At 68.9% G+C, this 18,210-nt stretch carries 19 protein-coding genes; 9 read left to right on the plus strand and 10 right to left on the minus strand.

Annotated elements, in window-relative coordinates; all coding sequences use genetic code 11:
* Positions 1-329: 329 nt before the first annotated feature.
* From RQG77_RS18655 to RQG77_RS18665, 3 genes are all read right to left on the minus strand, one after another.
* Positions 330-1,763, minus strand: coding sequence for an MFS transporter (locus RQG77_RS18655; protein ID WP_311246148.1), 1,434 nt, complete (start codon positions 1,761-1,763; stop codon positions 330-332).
* 87 nt (positions 1,764-1,850) lie between these two features.
* Entirely contained in the window at positions 1,851-2,204 is a 354-nt protein-coding gene (locus RQG77_RS18660) for a hypothetical protein (protein ID WP_311246081.1), read from the minus strand.
* Positions 2,201-2,851 carry an acyl-CoA synthetase gene (locus RQG77_RS18665; RefSeq protein WP_311246082.1) on the minus strand — a complete coding sequence of 217 codons (651 nt, stop codon included), beginning with the start codon at positions 2,849-2,851 and terminating at the stop codon, positions 2,201-2,203. The genes RQG77_RS18660 and RQG77_RS18665 overlap by 4 nt, the downstream gene beginning before the upstream one ends.
* A 309-nt stretch (positions 2,852-3,160) precedes the next feature.
* On the opposite strand from RQG77_RS18665, the gene RQG77_RS18670 reads away from it, so the two are divergent.
* Positions 3,161-4,069 carry a hypothetical protein gene (locus RQG77_RS18670; protein ID WP_311246083.1) on the plus strand — a complete coding sequence of 303 codons (909 nt, stop codon included), beginning with the start codon at positions 3,161-3,163 and terminating at the stop codon, positions 4,067-4,069.
* A 34-nt stretch (positions 4,070-4,103) separates the two neighbouring features.
* Here RQG77_RS18670 and RQG77_RS18675 read toward each other — a convergent pair whose 3' ends face one another.
* Positions 4,104-4,940, minus strand: coding sequence for a sulfurtransferase (locus tag RQG77_RS18675; RefSeq protein WP_311246084.1), 837 nt, complete (start codon positions 4,938-4,940; stop codon positions 4,104-4,106).
* A gap of 155 nt (positions 4,941-5,095) precedes the next feature.
* On the opposite strand from RQG77_RS18675, the gene RQG77_RS18680 reads away from it, so the two are divergent.
* Positions 5,096-6,025, plus strand: a complete 930-nt coding sequence (locus RQG77_RS18680; protein ID WP_311246085.1) for a DMT family transporter — start codon at positions 5,096-5,098, stop codon at positions 6,023-6,025.
* Between the two features lie 3 nt (positions 6,026-6,028).
* On the opposite strand, the gene RQG77_RS18685 is transcribed toward RQG77_RS18680, so the two are convergent.
* Positions 6,029-7,048: a zinc-dependent alcohol dehydrogenase family protein gene (locus tag RQG77_RS18685; protein WP_311246086.1), complete on the minus strand. Its 1,020-nt coding sequence runs from the start codon at positions 7,046-7,048 to the stop codon at positions 6,029-6,031.
* A gap of 116 nt (positions 7,049-7,164) precedes the next feature.
* On the opposite strand from RQG77_RS18685, the gene ribA reads away from it, so the two are divergent.
* On the plus strand, positions 7,165-7,824 hold the full coding sequence (gene ribA / locus RQG77_RS18690; RefSeq protein ID WP_311246087.1) for a GTP cyclohydrolase II: 660 nt from the start codon (positions 7,165-7,167) through the stop codon (positions 7,822-7,824).
* The gene (locus RQG77_RS18695) at positions 7,824-8,297 is read left to right on the plus strand and encodes a MarR family transcriptional regulator (RefSeq protein ID WP_311246149.1); all 474 of its coding nucleotides are present in this window, start codon (positions 7,824-7,826) and stop codon (positions 8,295-8,297) included. The genes ribA and RQG77_RS18695 overlap by 1 nt, the downstream gene beginning before the upstream one ends.
* Position 8,298: 1 nt before the next feature.
* Here the strand turns inward: RQG77_RS18695 and RQG77_RS18700 are convergent, their stop codons facing one another.
* Entirely contained in the window at positions 8,299-9,177 is an 879-nt protein-coding gene (locus RQG77_RS18700; protein WP_311246088.1) for an aldo/keto reductase, read from the minus strand.
* A gap of 86 nt (positions 9,178-9,263) precedes the next feature.
* Here RQG77_RS18700 and RQG77_RS18705 point away from each other — a divergent pair, with 86 nt between their 5' ends.
* Both RQG77_RS18705 and RQG77_RS18710 read left to right on the plus strand, forming a co-directional pair.
* The gene (locus tag RQG77_RS18705) at positions 9,264-10,154 is read left to right on the plus strand and encodes a helix-turn-helix transcriptional regulator (RefSeq protein ID WP_311246089.1); all 891 of its coding nucleotides are present in this window, start codon (positions 9,264-9,266) and stop codon (positions 10,152-10,154) included.
* A gap of 66 nt (positions 10,155-10,220) precedes the next feature.
* The gene (locus RQG77_RS18710) at positions 10,221-10,586 is read left to right on the plus strand and encodes a helix-turn-helix transcriptional regulator (RefSeq protein ID WP_311246090.1); all 366 of its coding nucleotides are present in this window, start codon (positions 10,221-10,223) and stop codon (positions 10,584-10,586) included.
* A 149-nt stretch (positions 10,587-10,735) separates the two neighbouring features.
* On the opposite strand, the gene RQG77_RS18715 is transcribed toward RQG77_RS18710, so the two are convergent.
* Together RQG77_RS18715 and RQG77_RS18720 are read right to left on the minus strand one after the other, a co-directional pair.
* Entirely contained in the window at positions 10,736-11,329 is a 594-nt protein-coding gene (locus tag RQG77_RS18715; RefSeq protein ID WP_311246091.1) for an ATP-dependent Clp protease proteolytic subunit, read from the minus strand.
* A complete protein-coding gene (locus RQG77_RS18720) occupies positions 11,326-11,940 on the minus strand; it encodes a ClpP family protease (RefSeq protein WP_056511836.1) in 615 nt (204 codons plus the stop codon). Before RQG77_RS18720 ends, RQG77_RS18715 begins: the two co-directional genes overlap by 4 nt.
* Positions 11,941-12,097: 157 nt before the next feature.
* Here RQG77_RS18720 and RQG77_RS18725 point away from each other — a divergent pair, with 157 nt between their 5' ends.
* Complete coding sequence (locus tag RQG77_RS18725; RefSeq protein ID WP_311246092.1) at positions 12,098-12,565, plus strand: hotdog domain-containing protein; 468 nt, start codon at positions 12,098-12,100, stop codon at positions 12,563-12,565.
* Positions 12,566-12,705: 140 nt separating this feature from the next.
* Here the strand turns inward: RQG77_RS18725 and RQG77_RS18730 are convergent, their stop codons facing one another.
* Positions 12,706-14,505 carry a hypothetical protein gene (locus RQG77_RS18730; RefSeq protein ID WP_311246093.1) on the minus strand — a complete coding sequence of 600 codons (1,800 nt, stop codon included), beginning with the start codon at positions 14,503-14,505 and terminating at the stop codon, positions 12,706-12,708.
* A gap of 146 nt (positions 14,506-14,651) precedes the next feature.
* Complete coding sequence (locus RQG77_RS18735; protein WP_311246150.1) at positions 14,652-15,866, minus strand: PLP-dependent aspartate aminotransferase family protein; 1,215 nt, start codon at positions 15,864-15,866, stop codon at positions 14,652-14,654.
* A 114-nt stretch (positions 15,867-15,980) separates the two neighbouring features.
* Here RQG77_RS18735 and RQG77_RS18740 point away from each other — a divergent pair, with 114 nt between their 5' ends.
* Together RQG77_RS18740 and RQG77_RS18745 are read left to right on the plus strand one after the other, a co-directional pair.
* Positions 15,981-16,448, plus strand: a complete 468-nt coding sequence (locus RQG77_RS18740; protein ID WP_311246094.1) for an Lrp/AsnC family transcriptional regulator — start codon at positions 15,981-15,983, stop codon at positions 16,446-16,448.
* 50 nt (positions 16,449-16,498) lie between these two features.
* A complete protein-coding gene (locus tag RQG77_RS18745; RefSeq protein WP_311246095.1) occupies positions 16,499-18,208 on the plus strand; it encodes an AMP-binding protein in 1,710 nt (569 codons plus the stop codon).
* Positions 18,209-18,210 lie beyond the last annotated feature (2 nt).

Consider the following 18,210-nt stretch of genomic DNA (forward strand, 5'->3'; position numbering starts at 1 on the left):
GGGGCCAATAGCGCATCGCAACCAGCCGAATCCGATGCGGAAGTGACCCCGCACCCGAATCCGATGCGGAAGTGACCCCGCACGGTTTGGGCGGACGTGAGCGCGTCGCATTCCGGCCCGATCGAGAACGCACCCAACCGCTCCATGCGGGGCCAGAAGCGCATGGCGCGCTCCATGCGGGGCCAATAGCGCATCGCAACCAGCCGAATCCGATGCGGAAGTGACCCCGCACCAACCCGGATGCCGCACCCAACCCGGATGCGGAAGCGACCCCGCACCGGAGCCCCTCTCACCGCGAGCGATCACACCGCGACAACGGCCGCGAACGGCTACGAGCGGAGCTCGCCGGAGTGGGCTCCGGCGGAGTCGCGCGGCATGAACGCGGCCGCGATCAGCGTCAGCACAGCCACGATCGCGGCGGCGATGAACACCCACACGGATGCCGAGACGATCGTCGCCGGGTCTTCGGGGCCGGCGCCCTGCGCGATCACCGAGTTCGAGATCGCCCCGAACACGGCCACTCCGAGCGCGCTTCCTGCGGAGCGGGCGAAGGCGTTCATGCCGGTGACGGCTCCGCGCTCGCCCCAGCCGACCGAGGCCTGGGCGGCGATGAGCGTCGGGGCGGCACTCCATCCCAGACCGAAGCCGAGCACGAAGGCCACTGCCGCGATCGAGAACGGGTTGGGCCAGGGCGAGACGACTGCGAGAGCGATCGCCGCGACGGCCGTGATCGACATGCCCGTGAGTGCGGTGCGGCGGAACCCGATCCGCAGGTACAGGCGCCCGGAGTTCGCGGCGGCGAGCGGCCATCCGAGGGTCAGCGCCGCCACGGCGAGCCCCGACAGCAGCGGGGCGATGCCGATCGACCCTTCGAGATAGGCGGGCGCGAAGCTCGTGACGCCGGTCATCAGCGCGCCGATGCCGAGCGACACGATCGTGGTCGTGAGGATGAGCGGACGCGCGGCCAGCCGCAGGTCGACGATCGGCTCAGCCGCCCTCCGCTCGACCAGCCCGAACGCGATCAGCGCCAGGAGTCCCAGGCCGAAGCAGATGGCACTCGGCACGGAGAGCCACGCCCACGCGTTGCCGCCCTCCAGCATCCCGAGGATGAGGCCGGTGAGCCCGATCGTGAGCAGGACGGCTCCGGCGTAGTCGATGCGATGCTTCTGCGTCTGCTTCTCTTCGTGGTACTTGCGCAGCAGCATCCACCCCGCGATCAGGCACAGCGGGATGTTGATCCAGAAGATCCACCGCCACGCGTCGAGCTGCGCGAAGATTCCGCCGAGTGCGGGGCCCACGACAGATGAGATCGCCCAGACCGAGGCGATGTAGCCCTGCACCTTGGCGCGCTCGGCGACCGTGTAGATGTCGCCGACGATGGTCATCGACATCGGCGCGACGGCTCCTGCGCCGAGACCCTGGACGATGCGGAAGATGATCAGGGAGGTCATGCTCCAGGCGAATCCCGACAGCACCGAGCCGAGCAGGAAGAGCGCGATGCCGAGCAGGATGATCGGCTTGCGCCCGACGGTGTCGGCGAAGCGCGAGTAGATCGGCACGCTGACGGCCTGGGCGAGGAGGTATACCGAGAAGAGCCACGGGAACTGCTGGTAGCTGCCGAGATCGCGGACGATGCTGGGCACCGCCGTCGCGAGGATCGTCGCGTCGATGGCGATGAGTCCGGTGGCGAGCATGAGCGCACCGAGCACGGGGCCACGGGTCGAGCGGAGGCCGATGGAGGCGCGGTCGATCGAGGCAGTCACTTCAGTCACAAGCGCTCGGGCGCAGGGACTATTCCGGACGGATGTCGGAGATCCCGCGACTGCGCGTCGGAAAAGACGCGGTGCGAGTCAGGAGGAGGAGCTGTGACCGGGCTTGTCGGTCTCGGGCTCGTCAGGCGTCTCGGGGTCGTAGAGCACCGGGCGGTCGACCGTCTTGGTCACGTCAGCAGGATCGACCACGAGGATCAGCATCGCGAGGAACAGCAGCGTGACGATGAACGCTCCGCCGCCGACGACCAGGCCGAGGGCGATCGGGGTGAGGCCGTCGTAGCTGCCGTTAGCGATGGCGGAGTTCACCCGGGAGGTGAAGGCTCCGGTCGACACGAGCGTCACGATCGCGGCGAAGACACCGCATCCCAGGGCGATGCCCAGCAGGTGCAGTGGGCGCAGGATGTCGCGCCGGGTGGGCTTCTCGTCGCTCATCTGTCTCCTCCGTGCCCGGCGGGGGCAGGGTCGTTCTCGTTAGCTGCGGAGTCGGCGACGGCGTCGGCGCGCTTGGGTGTCAGCCCGGCGATGCCGAGGAAGACGGCGACGATGGCGGCGTACCCGCCGAACATGCCGACGCCCAGGATGATGCCGGTGAGCTCGAACTCTCCCGCACCCTCGATCGCATAGGGCTGCACGAAGCCTGCGGGGATCGCCAGCAGCAGCACGGCGAGCAGTAGACCGAACGCGCCCAGGGTGATCGAGTCGCGTGCCGTGGGGTCGCCCGTTCGACGTGCGCGCAATCCGACGACCAGCTCGAGGATTCCGGTGGCCACCGCCCAGGCGATCACGACGACGAAGAAGACGTCGTCGGTGCGCCACGCAGGCACTCCCGCCGCCATCCCCGCGGCGAAGCCCAGGATGGCCAGGACCACCGACGGCCAGCGCTGCCCGGCGGGGAACACGAGCCAGGCGGCGACGATCATCACGAGGGCGGTCGTCAGCACGAAGCCGCTGAAGACGGAGAGACCGACGGCCGCGGAGTGGTCGGGCGAGAAGGTGATCATCACGGCTGCGGCGGCGGCGAAGAGCGCGCGCAGCAGCTGAAGGTGACGCACGGTGAACGCGCGGGCAGGGGCAGACATGACGATCCAGAGTCCTCCGGGGTGTTCCTCCCAGTCTACGCGGGGGCACGGAGTGGGCGCGGACGCCGGGAGAGAGGTGTTCGCGGGGCCCGATGGATCTCCCCAGATCGATCATCAGGCCCCGCGACAGAACGCAGCGACGGGGGCGACACTGCGTTACAGGCCGATCCGTCGTGAGGTCGGGCACCCTGCCCACGACTGTTCAGCCCAGCTGACCCCAGAAATAGCATCTCGTCCCCTACGCGATGCCGGTGTGGTCGTATGCTCACTTTAGGGCTCGATTCTTCACATACCGGAGGGGGTGCTGTGATGAGTATGGAAAGTGGCATCCGCCGATATGCCGATGTATTCGCAGCGTCCTTCCGTGACGCGATCAATGCACGTGGATTGACTTTGGCGAGACTGCACGAGCAGTTGCGCGCCCGCGGCAACAGCGTGTCGATGGCGACCCTCAGTTATTGGCGCTCCGGCGCCCGTCGGCCGGAGGGCGCTCAATCGATGGCGGCGCTGAGCGACATCGAACAGCTGCTGCACCTCGAGCCCGGTTCTCTCACCGCACTTCTCGGCACCACCAACCGCACAGGCCCGCTCGGGCCCAATCAGTTCCCGCTCGACGAGCAAGAGCTCGAGCAGGCGGTGAAAGAGGCCTTCGCAGCCCTCGGCGCCGAGTACCCCGACACCTCTCGCGAGCTGACCACGCATTCGGTGACGGATGTGGATGCCGACGGCAACGTCTCGTACTCGATCACGCGCAGCATCGTGCAGTCCACCGTCGGCACGGTCGCCTCGATCCCATTCCTCGAGATGACTCCGGGCGTGAGCACCCCCGCGCCGATCATCGACGCGGTGGCCGGCGGCCGGATCGCCGCCCGCTACTCGCATCCGAATGGCGAAGTGCACGGCGTGCTGTTCGAGCTCGACGTGCCGCTGACCGCTCCGAAGACGTCGATGGTGGAGTGGTCGGTCGAATACCCGCCCGGGTATCCGCCGCAGCGCGAGACGGGTCACGCCGTCGCTCGACAGTGTCGAGAGCTGCTGGTGTGGACTCGGTTCCACCCCGACGCCCTGCCGGATCGCATCGAGGAGCGCGCCGAGACGCCGACCGGCACCAAGACGACGGAGCTGTCGCTCGAGGGCCGCAACTCGGTGCACCAGGTGCGACGCGCTTTCGGCCCCGGACTCCTCGGAATCTCCTGGACCTACGCCGACGGACGCTGACCCCCGCGGGCGGCGCTGCCCACCGGGCTGACGCTCAGCCGGGCTGCTCGCCGACGGCGACCGCTCGACCCGGAGTGTTGGACCACTGGCTCCATGAGCCGGGGAACACCTTGGCCTCGATGCCTGCCTCGTCGAGCACCAGCGCGGTGTGGGCGGCAGTGATGCCGGAGCCGCAATACGCCGCGACCGGAGTCCCCTCGGTCACGCCGACGGCCGCGAAGGTCGCCTGCAGGGTGTGCACGTCGAGGATCTTGCCCTCGGAGTTCAGGTGCGCCGCCATCGGCAGGTTGAGTGCACCGGGGATGTGCCCGGCGATGGGGTCGAGCGGTTCGTGGTCACCGCGGTACCGTTCGGGGGCGCGCACGTCGAGCAGCACACCGGTCTCGGGGAAAGACGCCGCCTCGTCGATCGAGATCGCGTCGGCACCGATCTCGTCGAGCACGACATCGCCCGGCTCGACCTCCACGTCGTCGGTCGCGACCGGCAGACCGGCCGCCGTCCAGGCGCGGATGCCGCCGTCGAGCACGCGCACATCGACGCCGCCCTGTCGCAGCAGCCACCAGGCACGCGAGGCACTGAGCCCCTTCGCATCGTCGTAGGCCACGACCACGTCGCCCTGATTCACACCCCAGCGGCGCGCAGCATCCTGCAGCGTCTGCGTGGTCGGCAGAGGGTGGCGCCCCTCCGACGGCTCCCCGTGCGTCGCGAGCTCGGTGGAGAGCGGAACGTAGACGGCTCCGGGGATGTGGCCCCCGAGATAGTCCGCGTGTCCGTCGGGCCGGTCGAGTCGCCAGCGCACGTCGATCACTCGGACAGGCGCCTCGGACGCCCGCAGCTCGTTCAGTTCGTCGACGCTCACGAAGTTGCTCATGAGGCGAGGCTATCGAGACGCCGTTGGAATCGCGCACCTGACCGCATTCTGTCGTCATATCGGGCCATTCACGCGATTCGAAGCGGAAGCGGGGTGATTCGAAGCGGAAGCGCGGCGGCACTAGGCTCGATCCGGCCGCGTCGAGAAAGGACAGCATGTCCACTCGATTCCGCTGGATGAGCCTGCGTCGGCAGGAGGTCGCCCTCATCGCCGTGACGGCGGTCTGGGGAGGCACGTTCCTGCTCGTGCACTGGGCGATGCAGCACTCCGGACCCTCGTTCTTCGTCGGCATCCGGTTCCTGGTAGCCGGTCTGATCAGCGTCGTCATCTTCCGGCGCGTGCTGCGAGGCATCCGCTGGCGCGACATCGGTGCGGGCGTCGCGATCGGCGTGATGATCTACCTCGGCTATGGTCTGCAGACCGTCGGGCTGCAGACCATCGACTCGAGCACGTCGGCGTTCATCACGGCGATGTACATCCCGCTCGTCCCGCTCGCCCAGTGGGCGGTGTTCCGCAAGCGTCCTCCGGCCATGGCCTTCGTGGGTGCAGGCCTCGCCTTCCTCGGGCTGATGCTCATCGCCGGCCCCGATGCGTTCGCCCTGACACTCGGATCGGGCGAGATCCTCACCATGATCAGCACCCTGCCGATCGCGGCCGAGATCATCCTGATCAGCGTGTTCGCCGGCAGGATCGACCTCGGCCGGATCACGGTCATCCAACTGCTCACCGCCGGAGTGCTCGGCATCCTGACGATGCCGGTGGTCGGGGAGGGACTTCCGGAGTTCTCCTGGATCTGGGTCGGCTGCGCGATCGGGCTCGGGGCGGCGAGCTGCATCATCCAGCTCACGATGAACTGGGCGCAGAAGTCGGTCTCGCCGACCCGTGCCACGATCATCTACGCGGGCGAGCCGGTGTGGGCGGCCGCGATCGGCCGCATCGCCGGCGAGCGCCTGCCCGTGACGGCGCTGATCGGCGGCGCACTCGTCGTGCTCGGCATCCTGGCCAGTGAGCTCAGACTCGTTCGCCGCCGTGACAAGACACCGACACCGACACCGGCACCGGCACCAGCACCGGCACCGGAGTAGTGATCAGACGGTGAGCAGGACCTTGGTGGCGCGGCGCTCATCCATGGCGCGGTAGCCCTCGGCGGCATCATCGAGCGGGAGCGTGAGGTCGAACACCTTGCCGGGGTCGATCTTGCGGTCCCAGATGAGCTCGATCAGCTCGGGGAGGAAGCGGCGCACCGGAGCCGGGCCGCCGTGCAGGTGCACGCCCGAGAAGAAGAGCTCCTCACCGGGCAGCGCGACGTCGTGCGAGACGCCGACGTATCCGACGTGACCGCCGGGGCGGGTCGCGCGGATGGCCTGCATCATCGACTCCTGCGTGCCGACGGCCTCGATCACCGAGTGCGCGCCGAGCCCGTTGGTGAGCTCCTTGATGCGGGCCACGCCCTCGTCTCCGCGCTCCTCCACGATGTCGGTCGCGCCGAACTCGCGCGCCAGCGCCTGGCGGTCGGCGTGACGGCTCATCGCGATGATCCGCTCGGCGCCTAGTTCACGGGCGGCGAGGATGCCGAGCAGACCCACTGCTCCGTCTCCGACCACGGCGACGGTCTTGCCCGGGCCGACCTCTGCGGCGACGGCGGCGAACCAGCCGGTGCCCAGCACATCGGATGCCGCGAGCAGCGACGGGATCAGATCGGCGTCGGGCTGCCCCGGCGTCGCGACGAGCGTGCCGTCGGCGTGCGGGATCAGCGAGTACTCGGCCTGGGTGCCGAAGCGGCCCATCGGCACGACGTGCACGCAACGGGACTGGTAACCGGCCTGGCAGATCTCACAGGTGTTGTCCGAGGCCATGAACGATCCGACGACGAAGTCGCCGACCTTCACGGTCTTCACATCGGCGCCGATCTCTTCGACGATGCCGACGTACTCGTGACCCATCGGGTCGTGGTCGACCTCGTTCGCACCCCGGTAGGGCCATAGGTCGGATCCGCAGATGCAGGTCGCGGCGATCCGGATCACGGCATCGGTCGGACGGGTGATGGTCGGCTTCTCGCGGTCCTCGACGCGAACGTCGCCGGGTGCGTACATGACTACTCCACGCATGAGTTGTGCTCCTTCGGTCGTGTGCCACCAGTCAACTCCCGATCGATCATGCTCGGGAGGTTCTGATAAAACTCCTTTCACGGGAATAGACACCGGCATATCGCGTTTCACCCGACATGATTGAAACTTCAACCGTCGTTCCGGTCGCGACCGAGCGCACGCGCGTGCGCGTGCCGATGCGCTTCGCCGACGGGTTCTCCACCGCAGCGGATGTCGTGACGTTCGACGGCCTGGTCGACGGCCGTGAGCACCTGCTGCTCGGGCTCGGCGACTGGAGGGCTGCGCTCGACCGCGCAGCCGACGGCGGGGACGCGCCTCTCGTGCGCCCGCACAGCGAATGCCTGACCGGCGATGTCTTCGGCTCCGAGCGCTGCGACTGCGGTCCGCAGCTGCGGGAAGCCGTCGAGCGCATCGCCGAGGAGGGCGGATTCCTGCTCTACCTGCGACAGGAGGGTCGCGGCATCGGCCTGTATGCCAAGCTCGACGCCTACGCGCTGCAGGATGCAGGGCTCGACACCTACGAGGCGAACGTCGCTCTCGGCCGCGGCGAGGACGAACGCGACTACACGGTCGCGGCACAGATGCTGCAGACGGTGGGCGCCGACAGCATCCGCCTGCTGAGCAACAACCCCGACAAGGCGGCGCAGCTCGAGTCCCTCGGCGTCCGCGTCACCGAGCAGGTCCGCACCGGTGTGCACCTGTCGGACGCGAATCACCGCTACCTCGAGGCAAAGCGCGACCACACCTCGCACACGCTCGATCTGTCCGCCGCGTGATGAACGCGCAGGTGGTGAACGACCGGCGGCTCGACGACACCGAGATGCAGACGTGGCTGCCGACCATCCGGTTCGTCCAGCTGCTGCCGCAGGTGCTCGACCGTGCATTGAAGGCCGAGACCGGACTCAAGCACGCGCACTACGCGATCCTCGTGACGCTGGCGGGCCAGGATGACCGCGCGATACCGATGACCGAGCTCGCGCAGATCGCCGGACTCAGCCGCTCGAGGCTCAGTCACGCCATCGATTCGCTCGAAGAACGCGGCTGGGTGACGCGCACATCGTGCAGCAGCGACAAGCGCACGCTGACCGCCGCCCTCACGGATGCCGGTCGCGAGCTGCTGCGGGGAGCTGCCCCCGTGCACGTGGCGCAGATCCGAGAGCTGATCCTCGACCCCCTCACCGAAGCCGAGCGGGAGCAGCTCGGCGAGATCGCGGCCAAGCTGCTCCCAGGTGTGACTGCGGCCCTCTGACTCAGGCTTCGGGGATCTCCCGGCCGAAGGTCTCGAGCGTGACGTCCTCGGGCTCGGGGCCGCGGCGCACACCGGTGTCGAGCGCATCGATCGCGCTGAGCTGATCAGCGGTGAGCTCGAAGTCGAACACGTCGAAGTTCTCGGCGATGCGGGCAGGGCGCACCGACTTCGGCAGCGCGGAACGACCCTGCTGCAGGTGCCAGCGCAACATCACCTGAGCGGGCGACTTGCCGTGCTCGGCGGCGATGGCCGTGAGGGTCTCGTCATCGAACACGGATGCCCCGTTGGGGCGGTAGGCCGTGATGCCGCCGATGGGCGACCAGGCCTGCGTGACGGTGCCGGCCGCGGCATCCGCCTGCTGCACCTCACGCTGCTGGAAGTAGGGATGCACCTCGATCTGGTTGATCGCCGGGACGATGCTCGTCTCGGCCGCCAGCTTCTCGAGGTGCTCCACCATGAAGTTGCTGACACCGATGGCGCGCACCCGACCGTCGGCGAGCAGGGTCTCGAGTGCCTTGTAGGCGCCGAGCGTGAGGTCGAAGCGGGTGGGCAGAGCCTGGTGCAGGATCAGCAGGTCGAGCTGGTCGACGCCGAGCTTGCCGGTTGACTTCTCGAACGCATGCAGCGTCTCGTCGTAGCCGAAGTCGCTGATCCAGACCTTGGTCTCGATGAAGATCTCGTTGCGCGCGATGCCGGTGCGACGGATCGCCTCACCCACCTCGCGCTCGTTGCCGTACGCAGCGGCTGTGTCGATCAGGCGGTAACCCGTCTCGAGGGCTGTGCTGACGGCATCGACGGTCTCGTCCGGAGCGGCCTGGAAGACTCCGAAGCCGAGGGCGGGCATCTCGATGCCGTTGTTGAGAGTCAGTTGCGTTGTCATGTCCTCAGTCTGCGCGCGGTCTCGCAGACGAGGGAGAGTCCACCAGTACCTCCCTTCACCGCCCGAGGGGGCGTACCGTCGAGGACATGGACACCCGCAACGAGGTGCGCGAATTCCTCTCGTCGAGGCGCGACCGCATCACCCCCGACCAGGCAGGCCTGCCCGCATACGGCGGGAACCGGCGCGTGCCCGGGCTTCGCCGCGAAGAGGTGTCGTTGCTCGCCGGCGTCAGCGTCGACTACTACACCCGCCTCGAGCGGGGTGATCTGTCGGGGGTCTCCGACAGCGTGCTCGACGCGCTCGCCCGCGCCCTGCAGCTCGACGAGGCCGAGACGGCGCATCTGTTCGACCTCGCCCGCACGGCCAACGCGTCACCGGTCGCCCGCAAGCCGCGCAAGAAGGTCGAGACGCTGCGACCCAGCATCCTGCGCCTGCTCGACGCGATGACGGAAGCGCCCGCGATCGTGCGCAACAACTACTTCGACTACCTCGCGGCGAACGCGCTGGGCCGCGCGCTCTATGCGCCGCTCTTCACGACGCCGGTGCCCAACAGCGCCCGCTTCGCCTTTCTCGACCCGGCCGCGCAGGAGTTCTACCCCGAATGGGAGCGCAACACCCAGGAGCTCGTGGCCGCGATGCGCGGCGAAGCCGGGCGCAACCCGTTCGACCGCAAGCTCACCGATCTCGTGGGCGAGCTGTCGACCCGCAGCGAGCGCTTCCGCACCCTGTGGGCCGCGCACAACGTGCGCTTCCACCGCAGCGGCGTCAAGAGGATCAACCACCCCGTCGTCGGCGAGATGGAACTCACCTACGAGGCGTTCGAGCTGCCGGCCGATCCCGGTCTGCAGATGTCGACCTACACTGCGGAGCCGGGCTCCGCTTCGGAGGAGAAGCTGCGGATGCTCGCCAGCTGGGCGGCGACGGATGCGGTCGTCGCCGCCTCGGAGAGCGCGTCGTCGGAGCGCACTGAAGCCTGACTGCGAGCGGTTCTGCTCTGAGCAGAACCGCTCGAACCCCGCACTGACGGCGGATTATCGTGAGGCATGGCCGACCTCGTCCCGTTCTCCCGTGCATCTCGTCCGCCTCGTCCGGCTCGTCCGCGGCCGTTCGAACCGGAACCTCTGTGGCGCCACATGCTGGGCGATCAGCTGCGACGCCGACGACATGCCCGCGACGAGACGCTGACCGAGACCGCAGACAACGCCGGGGTCTCGCCGCAGTACCTCTCGGAGGTCGAGCGAGGACTCAAAGAGCCGTCGAGCGAGATGATCGCCGCGATCGCCGGAGCCCTCGACACCTCGCTCGTCGAGCTGACGAGCGCCGTGGCCGACGACCTGCGTCAGGCCACGGCGGCCCCGGCATCCGCTGCGGTGTCTGTCACTCGCGGCGCCTTCGCCCTCGCCGCCTGACCGGCCTCCCGGTTCAGCCACCGGCGGTCCGGGCCGTCGGCAGGACCACGGCACGCCTGCAGGATCAGAACGGCCGAGTCATCCCGCATTCGTGCTTCGATCCTGCAGACGGCCGGGGGTCAGGCGTGCCCGAAACACCCGGCCCGGGCTCAGACCGCCCGCTCCCCCAAGACGGTGTCTATGAGTCCGTACTCCAGGGCGGCGGACGCCGTGAAGACGCGATCCCGGTCGGTGTCGGCGCGCAGCTCGTTCAGCGAGCGGCCGCTGTGCCTGGCGAGGATCGACTCCATGTCAGCCCGCACCCGCACGACCTCGTCGGCCGCGAGGATCAGATCGGGGATCGCCCCTCGGGACTGCCCGGCGGGCTGATGCAGCACGATGCGGGCGTGGGCGAGTGCGGCCCGCTGCCCCGGCGCACCGGCGGCGACGAGCAGCGCGGCGGGTCCGATCGCCTGCCCGACGCAGGTCGTCGCGACCGCGGGACGGATGTGCTGCATCGTGTCGTAGATCGCGAGCGCCGCCCCCGGGTCGCCGCCTTCGCTGTTGATGTAGAACTGCACACCCGCGTCCTGGCTGTCGGCGTCGAGGTGCAGCAGCTGCGCGATCAGAGCATTGGCGACTCCCGCGTCGATTCCGGTGCCGAGGTAGATGACGCGCTCGGCGAGCAGGTGCGAGTAGACGTCCATCACGCGTTCGCCCCGCGGATGCTGCGCGATGACATTCGGGATCGTGTAGCCGCTCATGCGCTCGCCCCCAGACCGACCCGCGCCCGTCGACGCGGCATGAGATCGGCGAGCGAGCCGACGATCTCATCGATGAACCCGTAGTCCTTCGCCTCCCCGGCGGTGTACCAGCGGTCGTGGAGCGAGTCCTCGAAGATCCGCTCCACGGGCTGCCCGGTGTCGTCGGCGATCAGCCCGAGAACGGTGTCGCGCATGTGCCGCAGGTCGTCTGCCTGCGTCTCGATCTCGCCGGCAGAGCCGCCGATGCCGGCAGAGCCCTGATGCATGAGGATGCGGGCGTGCGGCAGCGCCCTGCGTTTGCCCTTCGTCCCGGCAGAGAGCAGGAACTGCCCCGCGCTGCACGCGAGTCCGAGGGCGAGCGTCGACACGTCGTTCGGCACCATCTTCATGAGGTCGCGGATCGCGAGCATCGACGGCACGGAGCCGCCGGGCGAGTGGATCCAGAGGGCGATATCGGTCGTCGGATCCTCAGCCGAGAGGGTGAGCAGCTGCGTCATGAGCAGCGTGCCGTTGTCGTCGTCGAGGGCGCCGTCGAGCACGAGGACGCGCTCGTGGAACAGGGCCCGTCTGGCCTCGGGTCCGAATTGCGGGATGGGGGTCTCTTCGCTCATGGCCTCAGCATCCGCCGCCGGGACCGTGCGCGGGGCGGTATCCGCCCGAGGCAGATCGGCCCAGAGCAGATCGGCCCAGAGCAGATCGCGCCCAGAGCAGATCGAGCCGGAACTCCCGCGTAACACCGCCGACTCACGATGCTCTTACCCTCGGAGCATGGCGAAGCAGAAGACACGCGAGTGGCAGTGGTCCGAAGACGGCATCAACTTCCGCACCCGCAAATGGGTGAAACCCGAAGACCTCAACGCGAACGGATCGCTGTTCGGCGGCAGCCTGCTGAAGTGGATCGACGAGGAGGCGGCGATCTACGCGATCGTGCAGCTGGGCAACTACCGTGCGGTGACCAAGCACATCTCGGAAATCAACTTCGAGGCGTCCGCCGTGCAGGGCGATCTGATCGAGATCGGTCTGCAGGCGACGCACTTCGGCACCACCTCTTTGACCATGCGCGCGGTCGCCCGCAACATGATCACCCGCAAGCGCATCCTCACGATCGAGAAGATCGTGTTCGTGAGCCTCGACGAAGACGGGGCGCCCACCCCGCACGGGTACGAGGAGATCACCTACAACCGCGATCGGATGCCCACCGAGCGCATCGCCACCGGCACGATCCGCCTGCCGTAGAGCCAGGCTCCGGCATCCTCTCGCCCTGCGTCTCACGCGTGCCGAAGGAGATCTCCCGTGTCGAAGGACGATCCTACGGATCGGGTCCTTCGGAACGAGAGATCTCCTTCGATGCGTGCGGCGTCAGTCCGGGATGCCGCTCAGACGTTCGCCCGACTGTGGCTGACGCGGTGGCCGATCCAGAAGCCGACCGCGATGAGCCCCGCCAGCGTGACGACGAGCATCCAGGGCAGCATCGACGGCGCGGCGCCCGCCGTCGCGGTCGCGAGCGTGCCGGAGCCGTCTGCGATCAGGCCGTTGCCGTCTGCGAGTTCCGACGCACCCGCTTCGAGCTTGTCTCCGCCTTCCGCCAGCTCGCCGGTGCCTTCAGCCACCGTGGCCGCGCCCTCGGAGAGCTCGCCGACGCCTGTGCTCAGGTCTGATGCACCGACCTTCAGCGTCTCGGTGCCCTCGGCCAGCGCGGTCGCGCCATCGTCGAGGCTCGCCGCACCGGAGCTGAGCCGCGCCGAACCGTCCTGCAGTGACACGGCGCCATCGGCGAGCGTGTCGAGACCAGCGGCGAGCCGATCCGCGCCCGCCCACAACTCGGCAGTTCCGGCCTTCAGAGGCTGAAGGCCGGTGGCCAGCGCGAGCGCGCCTCCCGATAGCCGCGATGCTCCCTCGCTCAGGGGCTGCACGCCGTCGGCGAGCTTCAGCGCACCGGCGGATACCGCTGAGGCACCGGCCTTGAGCGTGCCCATACCGGACTCGAGCGTCGAGGCACCGGCCGCGAGACCGGAGGTGCCGGCCCTCAGCTGCTGCACCCCGGTGACGAAGGCCGGGGCGCCGGCGCTCGGGTCCGCCAGCGCGACCGTTCCCGGCCACCCCTGTGCGGCATCACCGTTGACCAGCGCATTCGCACCTCCGGCGACCAGCTGCGCGCCGGCGGCGGCCTGGATCGTCCCCTGCGCGAGCACAGGTGCTGCCGCGGCTGCTCCGGCGATCCCGTCGACCTGGGCATCCAGTCCCGCGGCGAGAGCCGCGAGCTGCTGCATCTGCGCGTTCGCCGGGTCTGCCGCGGCGAGTTGGGAGAGTGCATCGGCCAGCTGCTGCGCGTTCGCGGGGGCGCCGTTCGCCGCCGCGGTGATGGCCGCGGCGTTCTCCGGGCTGGCGAGCGCCTGAAGCTGCGGCGTCACGGCGCCGGTGATCGTCGAGCTGAGCTGGTTCGCCCCGCCGAGCACCTGCCCCGCGACGTGGTGTGCGCCGGCGACCCCAGCAGCGAGGTTCGTCGCTCCGTCGAGCACCGACTGGGCTCCCGCGTCGACCTGCTGCGCGCCCTTCGTGAGGTCTTGAGCGCCGACGACGAGCGACTGGGCTCCGCCGTCGACCTGCTGCGTTCCTGCCGCCACCTGCTGAGCCCCGTCGAGCGCGGCCTGGGCTCCTGAGTCGATCTGCTGTGCACCGGCCGAGACCTGCTGCGCGCCGTCGAGAGCAGACTGCACACCGGCATCCGCCTTCGTGAGTCCCGATTCGAGACGCTCGGCGCCCGTCAGCGCCGACAGTGCTCCGGCGCTGAGCCGAGCAGCACCGGACGCGGCGTTCGAGGCGCCGATCGCGAGGGTGTCGGCACCGACGGCGAGCGCGGCGGCGCCGGTGGACGCGCTCTGCGCACCCGTGGCGACCTTCTCTGAGCCGACGTGGGCACTCGTGGCCCCCGCAGCGAGCAGCTCCGTGCCGGCGGCGAGCTCGTCGGCACCCGCAGAGAGATCACCGGCACCTGCCGCGAGGTCGGCCGAGCCGTCTCGTGCGGTCGTCGTGCCGTCGGCGAGCTCCGCAGCACCGGCCGCGATCTTGCCTGTGGTCAGGAAGAACAGGATCACCATCGCAGCCAGCAGCAGGCTGAGCACGATCACGGCTATGCGCATGCCGATTCCGTGCGCGTGGGGTTTTGCACTCGTCATTGAGGACTCCCGGGGTCAGTGGCGTCGTTGCCACCGGCGAGTGTATGGGCGGGTTCTCAGGATTCGCACAGGTTTGCGCCTCGGAACTAGATCTCATTCAGAGTGAGACTCAGTTCCTTGTAGCTGTTCGACAAACGTCGCCGAGATCACGCCCACGGACGGCCGGATGCCACCGCGTCCTCCGCCGGCGTCAGCGCTGCGAACGCCTGGGCGAGGTCGGCGATCAGGTCGTCGACGTCCTCGAGACCGATCGACAGTCGCAGGACATCAGCGTCGGGGCGCGCCTCTGCAGGCACGGGCCGGTGGGTGAGCGCGGCCGGATGCTGAATCAGTGAATCGACGCCGCCCAGCGACACGGCGTGGGTGAACAGCGACGTCGACGAGGTCACAGCGGATGCCGCGGCATACCCGCCCCGCATCCGCATCGCGATCATCGCCCCGGTGCCGCGCATCTGGCGCGCGATGACGCCCTCCGGGTCGTCGTCGAGTCCTGGGTAGAACACCTCGGCGACCTCCGGGCGGTCGATCAGCCACTGCACGATGCGGCGAGCGCTCTCCTGCTGCGCTCGCATGCGCACCGGAAGGGTCGTGAGTCCGCGGTGCAGCAGGTAGGCGCCGAGCGGGTGCAGCAGCCCACCGGTCACGGCGCGCACTCGGCGGAGCGCCTCTGCGGTCCGCTCGTCGCAGGCCACCACGCCGGCGATCACATCGCCGTGCCCGCCGAGGTACTTCGTGGCACTGTGCAGCGACATGACCGCGCCGTGGTCGATGGGGTTCTGCAGCACGGGCGTGGCGAAGGTGTTGTCGACCACCACCGGCACACCTCCCGCCTGTGCCACCACTGCGGCGATGTCGGCGATGTCGAGTGTCGGGTTGGCGGGGGTCTCGACCACCACGAGTCCTGTGTCGGGGCGGATGGACGCTGCGACCTCGGCGGGGTGGCAGTACGTCGTCTCAACGCCCAGCAGACCGGAGCCGAGCAGGTGATCGGTGCCGCCGTAGAGCGGTCGCACCGCGACCACGTGGTTCCTGCCCGCCGCAGGACCGTGCGCGAGGATCACCGCGGTCATCGCCGCCATGCCCGATGCGAAGGCGACGGCGGCCTCGGCGTGCTCGAGTTCGGCGAGGGCATCTTCGAACCGCGCCACGGTCGGGTTCCAGAGTCGTGCGTAGACCATGCTGCCGTCGGCAGGCGGACGCCCACCCGTCGCCATCGCCTCGTACGAGTCGCCTCCGCGCTCGATGTCTGGCAGCGGGTTGGTCGTCGACAGGTCGATCGGCAGCGCGTGCACTCCGAGTGCCTCGAGGTCTGAGCGGCCGCTGTGCACGGCGACGGTGTCTGGATGCAACGGTGCAGTCATGCCTGCCACGTTGCCCGAATCGCGATCGATGCGCAGAAATTCGACAGCATCCGTCGCGTTCTGAGGCATTCTCGATATTCTGACCAAACAGTTGATCACGAGGGGGCGCGCGCATTGGCGAAAGCACAACTCGACGAGACAGATCTCGAGATCCTGGCCACGCTGACCCGCGATGCTGAGATCACCAATAAGGCTCTGGCCCACCGGCTCGGTCTCGCCGAGTCGACGTGCGCCCACCGCGTGCGCGCCCTGCGTGAGCGCGGGATCATCCGCGATACCCGCATCCGGGTCGACGGCGCGGCCCTGGGCCTGCCCCTGCAGGCGATCATCAAGGTGCGCCTCGCGAATCACACGGGCCCCAAGGTCACCGCGCTCTTCGACGCGCTCGCAGCCATCCCGCGGGTGCTGCAGGTGTTCCACGTCGCGGGGGTCGACGACTTCCTCGTGCATGTCGCGGTGCAGGACGCCACCGCCCTGCGCGACATCGTGCTCGAGCACATCACGATCCACCCCGTCGTGCGCGGCACCGAGACGCAGCTGGTGTTCGAGCTCCGCGACGGTGCGGGCCTGCTCGCGCGCTGAGCTGATCGTGGGCGAGGATGGAACACGTCCGTCGAGCAAGGGAGCCCCGAATGAGCCGCAGCGCCACCGCAGCCACGACCGCGATCCGCGAGATGCGCGACTTCCTCTTCGCGAACGCCACCGACTACGCCGCGGCGCGTGACGGATTCTCCTGGCCGACGCCCACCGAGTTCAACTTCGCCCTCGAGTGGTTCGACGTCGTCGCGGGTGAGACACCCGATCGGCCGGCCGTGCAGATCGTCTCGGCCGACCTCAGCCTCGAGTCGTGGACGTACGGCGACCTCTCCGCCCGCTCGGACCAGGTCGCCGCGTGGCTGACCGGCCTCGGCATCGGCCGGGGCGACCACGTCATCGTGATGCTCGGCAACACGATCGAGCTGTGGGAGGTGATGCTCGCGATCACCAAGATCGGCGCGGTGTCGATCCCGACCTCGACGCTGCTCTCGGCATCCGACCTCGCCTACCGCGTCGAGCACGGCCGGGCCCGCGCGATCGTGACCCTGGGTGGCCTCTCCGAGCGCATCGCCGACATAGACGCCGGCGTGCTGCGCATCGGGGTGGGCGACGGCATCCCCTCCGAGTGGACGCGCTTCGACGACTCATCCGGCGCGCCGACGACGTTCGAGCCGGATGCCGCGACACCCGCCGACGACACGGCCCTGCTCTACTTCACGAGCGGCACCACCAGCCGCCCGAAGCTCGTGCAGCACACCCACGTCTCGTATCCGATCGGACACCTGTCGACCATGTGGTGGCTGGGCGTGCGCCCGGATGACGTGCACCTCAACATCTCGTCGCCCGGGTGGGCGAAGCACGCCTGGTCGAGCTTCTACTCGCCGTTCCTCGCCGAGGCGACGGTGTTCGTCTACAACTACGACCGCTTCGACGCGAACACCCTCATGCAGGTGATGGACACGCACCACGTCTCGACGTTCTGCGCGCCGCCCACCGTGTGGCGCATGCTGATCCAGGCCGACCTCGGGCGCCTCACCCATCCGCCGCGCGAGCTCGTCGGCGCCGGCGAACCGCTGAATCCCGAGGTCATCGACCGGGTGCGCGAGGCCTGGGGCGGCACGATCCGCGACGGCTTCGGCCAGACCGAGATGACGGCCTGCGTCGGCAACTCCCCCGGTCAGATCGTCAAGGTCGGATCCATGGGGCGCCCGCTGCCCGGATACCCCGTCGTGCTGCTCGACCCCGCCACCGGAGAGCTCGCCGGGCACGAGGGCGAGATCGCGCTCGACCTGGCCCGCCCTCCGGTCGGGCTCATGGCCGGATACTACGACGATCCCGAGAAGACGGCCGAGTCGCGCGTCGGCGGCTATCACCACACCGGTGACATCGCTCAGCGGGATGCCGAGGGGTATCTCACCTACATCGGTCGGGCGGATGACGTGTTCAAGGCCTCCGACTACAAGATCTCGCCGTTCGAGCTCGAGTCGGTGCTGCTCGAGCACGACCTGGTGATCGAGGCCGCGGTGATCCCGAGCCCCGATCCGACACGACTGGCAGTGCCGAAGGCCTACGTGTGCCTGCGGACGGATGCCGTGGATGCCGAGGCGGACGCCGCGCGATCGATCTTCGCGTACGCCCATGACCGGTTGTCGTCGCACCTGTGGGTGCGCATCATCGAGTTCGTGCCGGAGCTGCCCAAGACGATCTCGGGCAAGATCCGCCGGGTCGAATTGCGCGCCAGAGAGGCCGAGCGCGTGACCTCGGGCGACGAGGCCGGGCAGCACCGCGACCGCGACTACCGCTGACC

Origin of the sequence: Microbacterium sp. WCS2018Hpa-23, assembly GCF_031843845.1 — a bacterium.
Classification (GTDB): Bacteria; Actinomycetota; Actinomycetes; order Actinomycetales; family Microbacteriaceae; genus Microbacterium.

Bases quoted from the DNA above. Each gene is read 5' to 3' on its own strand.
- RQG77_RS18660 (WP_311246081.1), bottom strand. From the start codon at position 2,204: ATGAGCGACGAGAAGCCCACCCGGCGCGACATCCTGCGCCCACTGCAC.
- RQG77_RS18665 (WP_311246082.1), bottom strand. From the start codon at position 2,851: ATGTCTGCCCCTGCCCGCGCGTTCACCGTGCGTCACCTTCAGCTGCTG.
- RQG77_RS18670 (WP_311246083.1), top strand. From the start codon at position 3,161: ATGAGTATGGAAAGTGGCATCCGCCGATATGCCGATGTATTCGCAGCG.
- RQG77_RS18675 (WP_311246084.1), bottom strand. From the start codon at position 4,940: ATGAGCAACTTCGTGAGCGTCGACGAACTGAACGAGCTGCGGGCGTCC.
- RQG77_RS18680 (WP_311246085.1), top strand. From the start codon at position 5,096: ATGTCCACTCGATTCCGCTGGATGAGCCTGCGTCGGCAGGAGGTCGCC.
- RQG77_RS18685 (WP_311246086.1), bottom strand. From the start codon at position 7,048: ATGCGTGGAGTAGTCATGTACGCACCCGGCGACGTTCGCGTCGAGGAC.
- ribA (WP_311246087.1), top strand. From the start codon at position 7,165: ATGATTGAAACTTCAACCGTCGTTCCGGTCGCGACCGAGCGCACGCGC.
- RQG77_RS18695 (WP_311246149.1), top strand. From the start codon at position 7,824: ATGAACGCGCAGGTGGTGAACGACCGGCGGCTCGACGACACCGAGATG.
- RQG77_RS18700 (WP_311246088.1), bottom strand. From the start codon at position 9,177: ATGACAACGCAACTGACTCTCAACAACGGCATCGAGATGCCCGCCCTC.
- RQG77_RS18705 (WP_311246089.1), top strand. From the start codon at position 9,264: ATGGACACCCGCAACGAGGTGCGCGAATTCCTCTCGTCGAGGCGCGAC.
- RQG77_RS18710 (WP_311246090.1), top strand. From the start codon at position 10,221: ATGGCCGACCTCGTCCCGTTCTCCCGTGCATCTCGTCCGCCTCGTCCG.
- RQG77_RS18715 (WP_311246091.1), bottom strand. From the start codon at position 11,329: ATGAGCGGCTACACGATCCCGAATGTCATCGCGCAGCATCCGCGGGGC.
- RQG77_RS18720 (WP_056511836.1), bottom strand. From the start codon at position 11,940: ATGAGCGAAGAGACCCCCATCCCGCAATTCGGACCCGAGGCCAGACGG.
- RQG77_RS18725 (WP_311246092.1), top strand. From the start codon at position 12,098: ATGGCGAAGCAGAAGACACGCGAGTGGCAGTGGTCCGAAGACGGCATC.
- RQG77_RS18730 (WP_311246093.1), bottom strand. From the start codon at position 14,505: ATGACGAGTGCAAAACCCCACGCGCACGGAATCGGCATGCGCATAGCC.
- RQG77_RS18735 (WP_311246150.1), bottom strand. From the start codon at position 15,866: ATGACTGCACCGTTGCATCCAGACACCGTCGCCGTGCACAGCGGCCGC.
- RQG77_RS18745 (WP_311246095.1), top strand. From the start codon at position 16,499: ATGAGCCGCAGCGCCACCGCAGCCACGACCGCGATCCGCGAGATGCGC.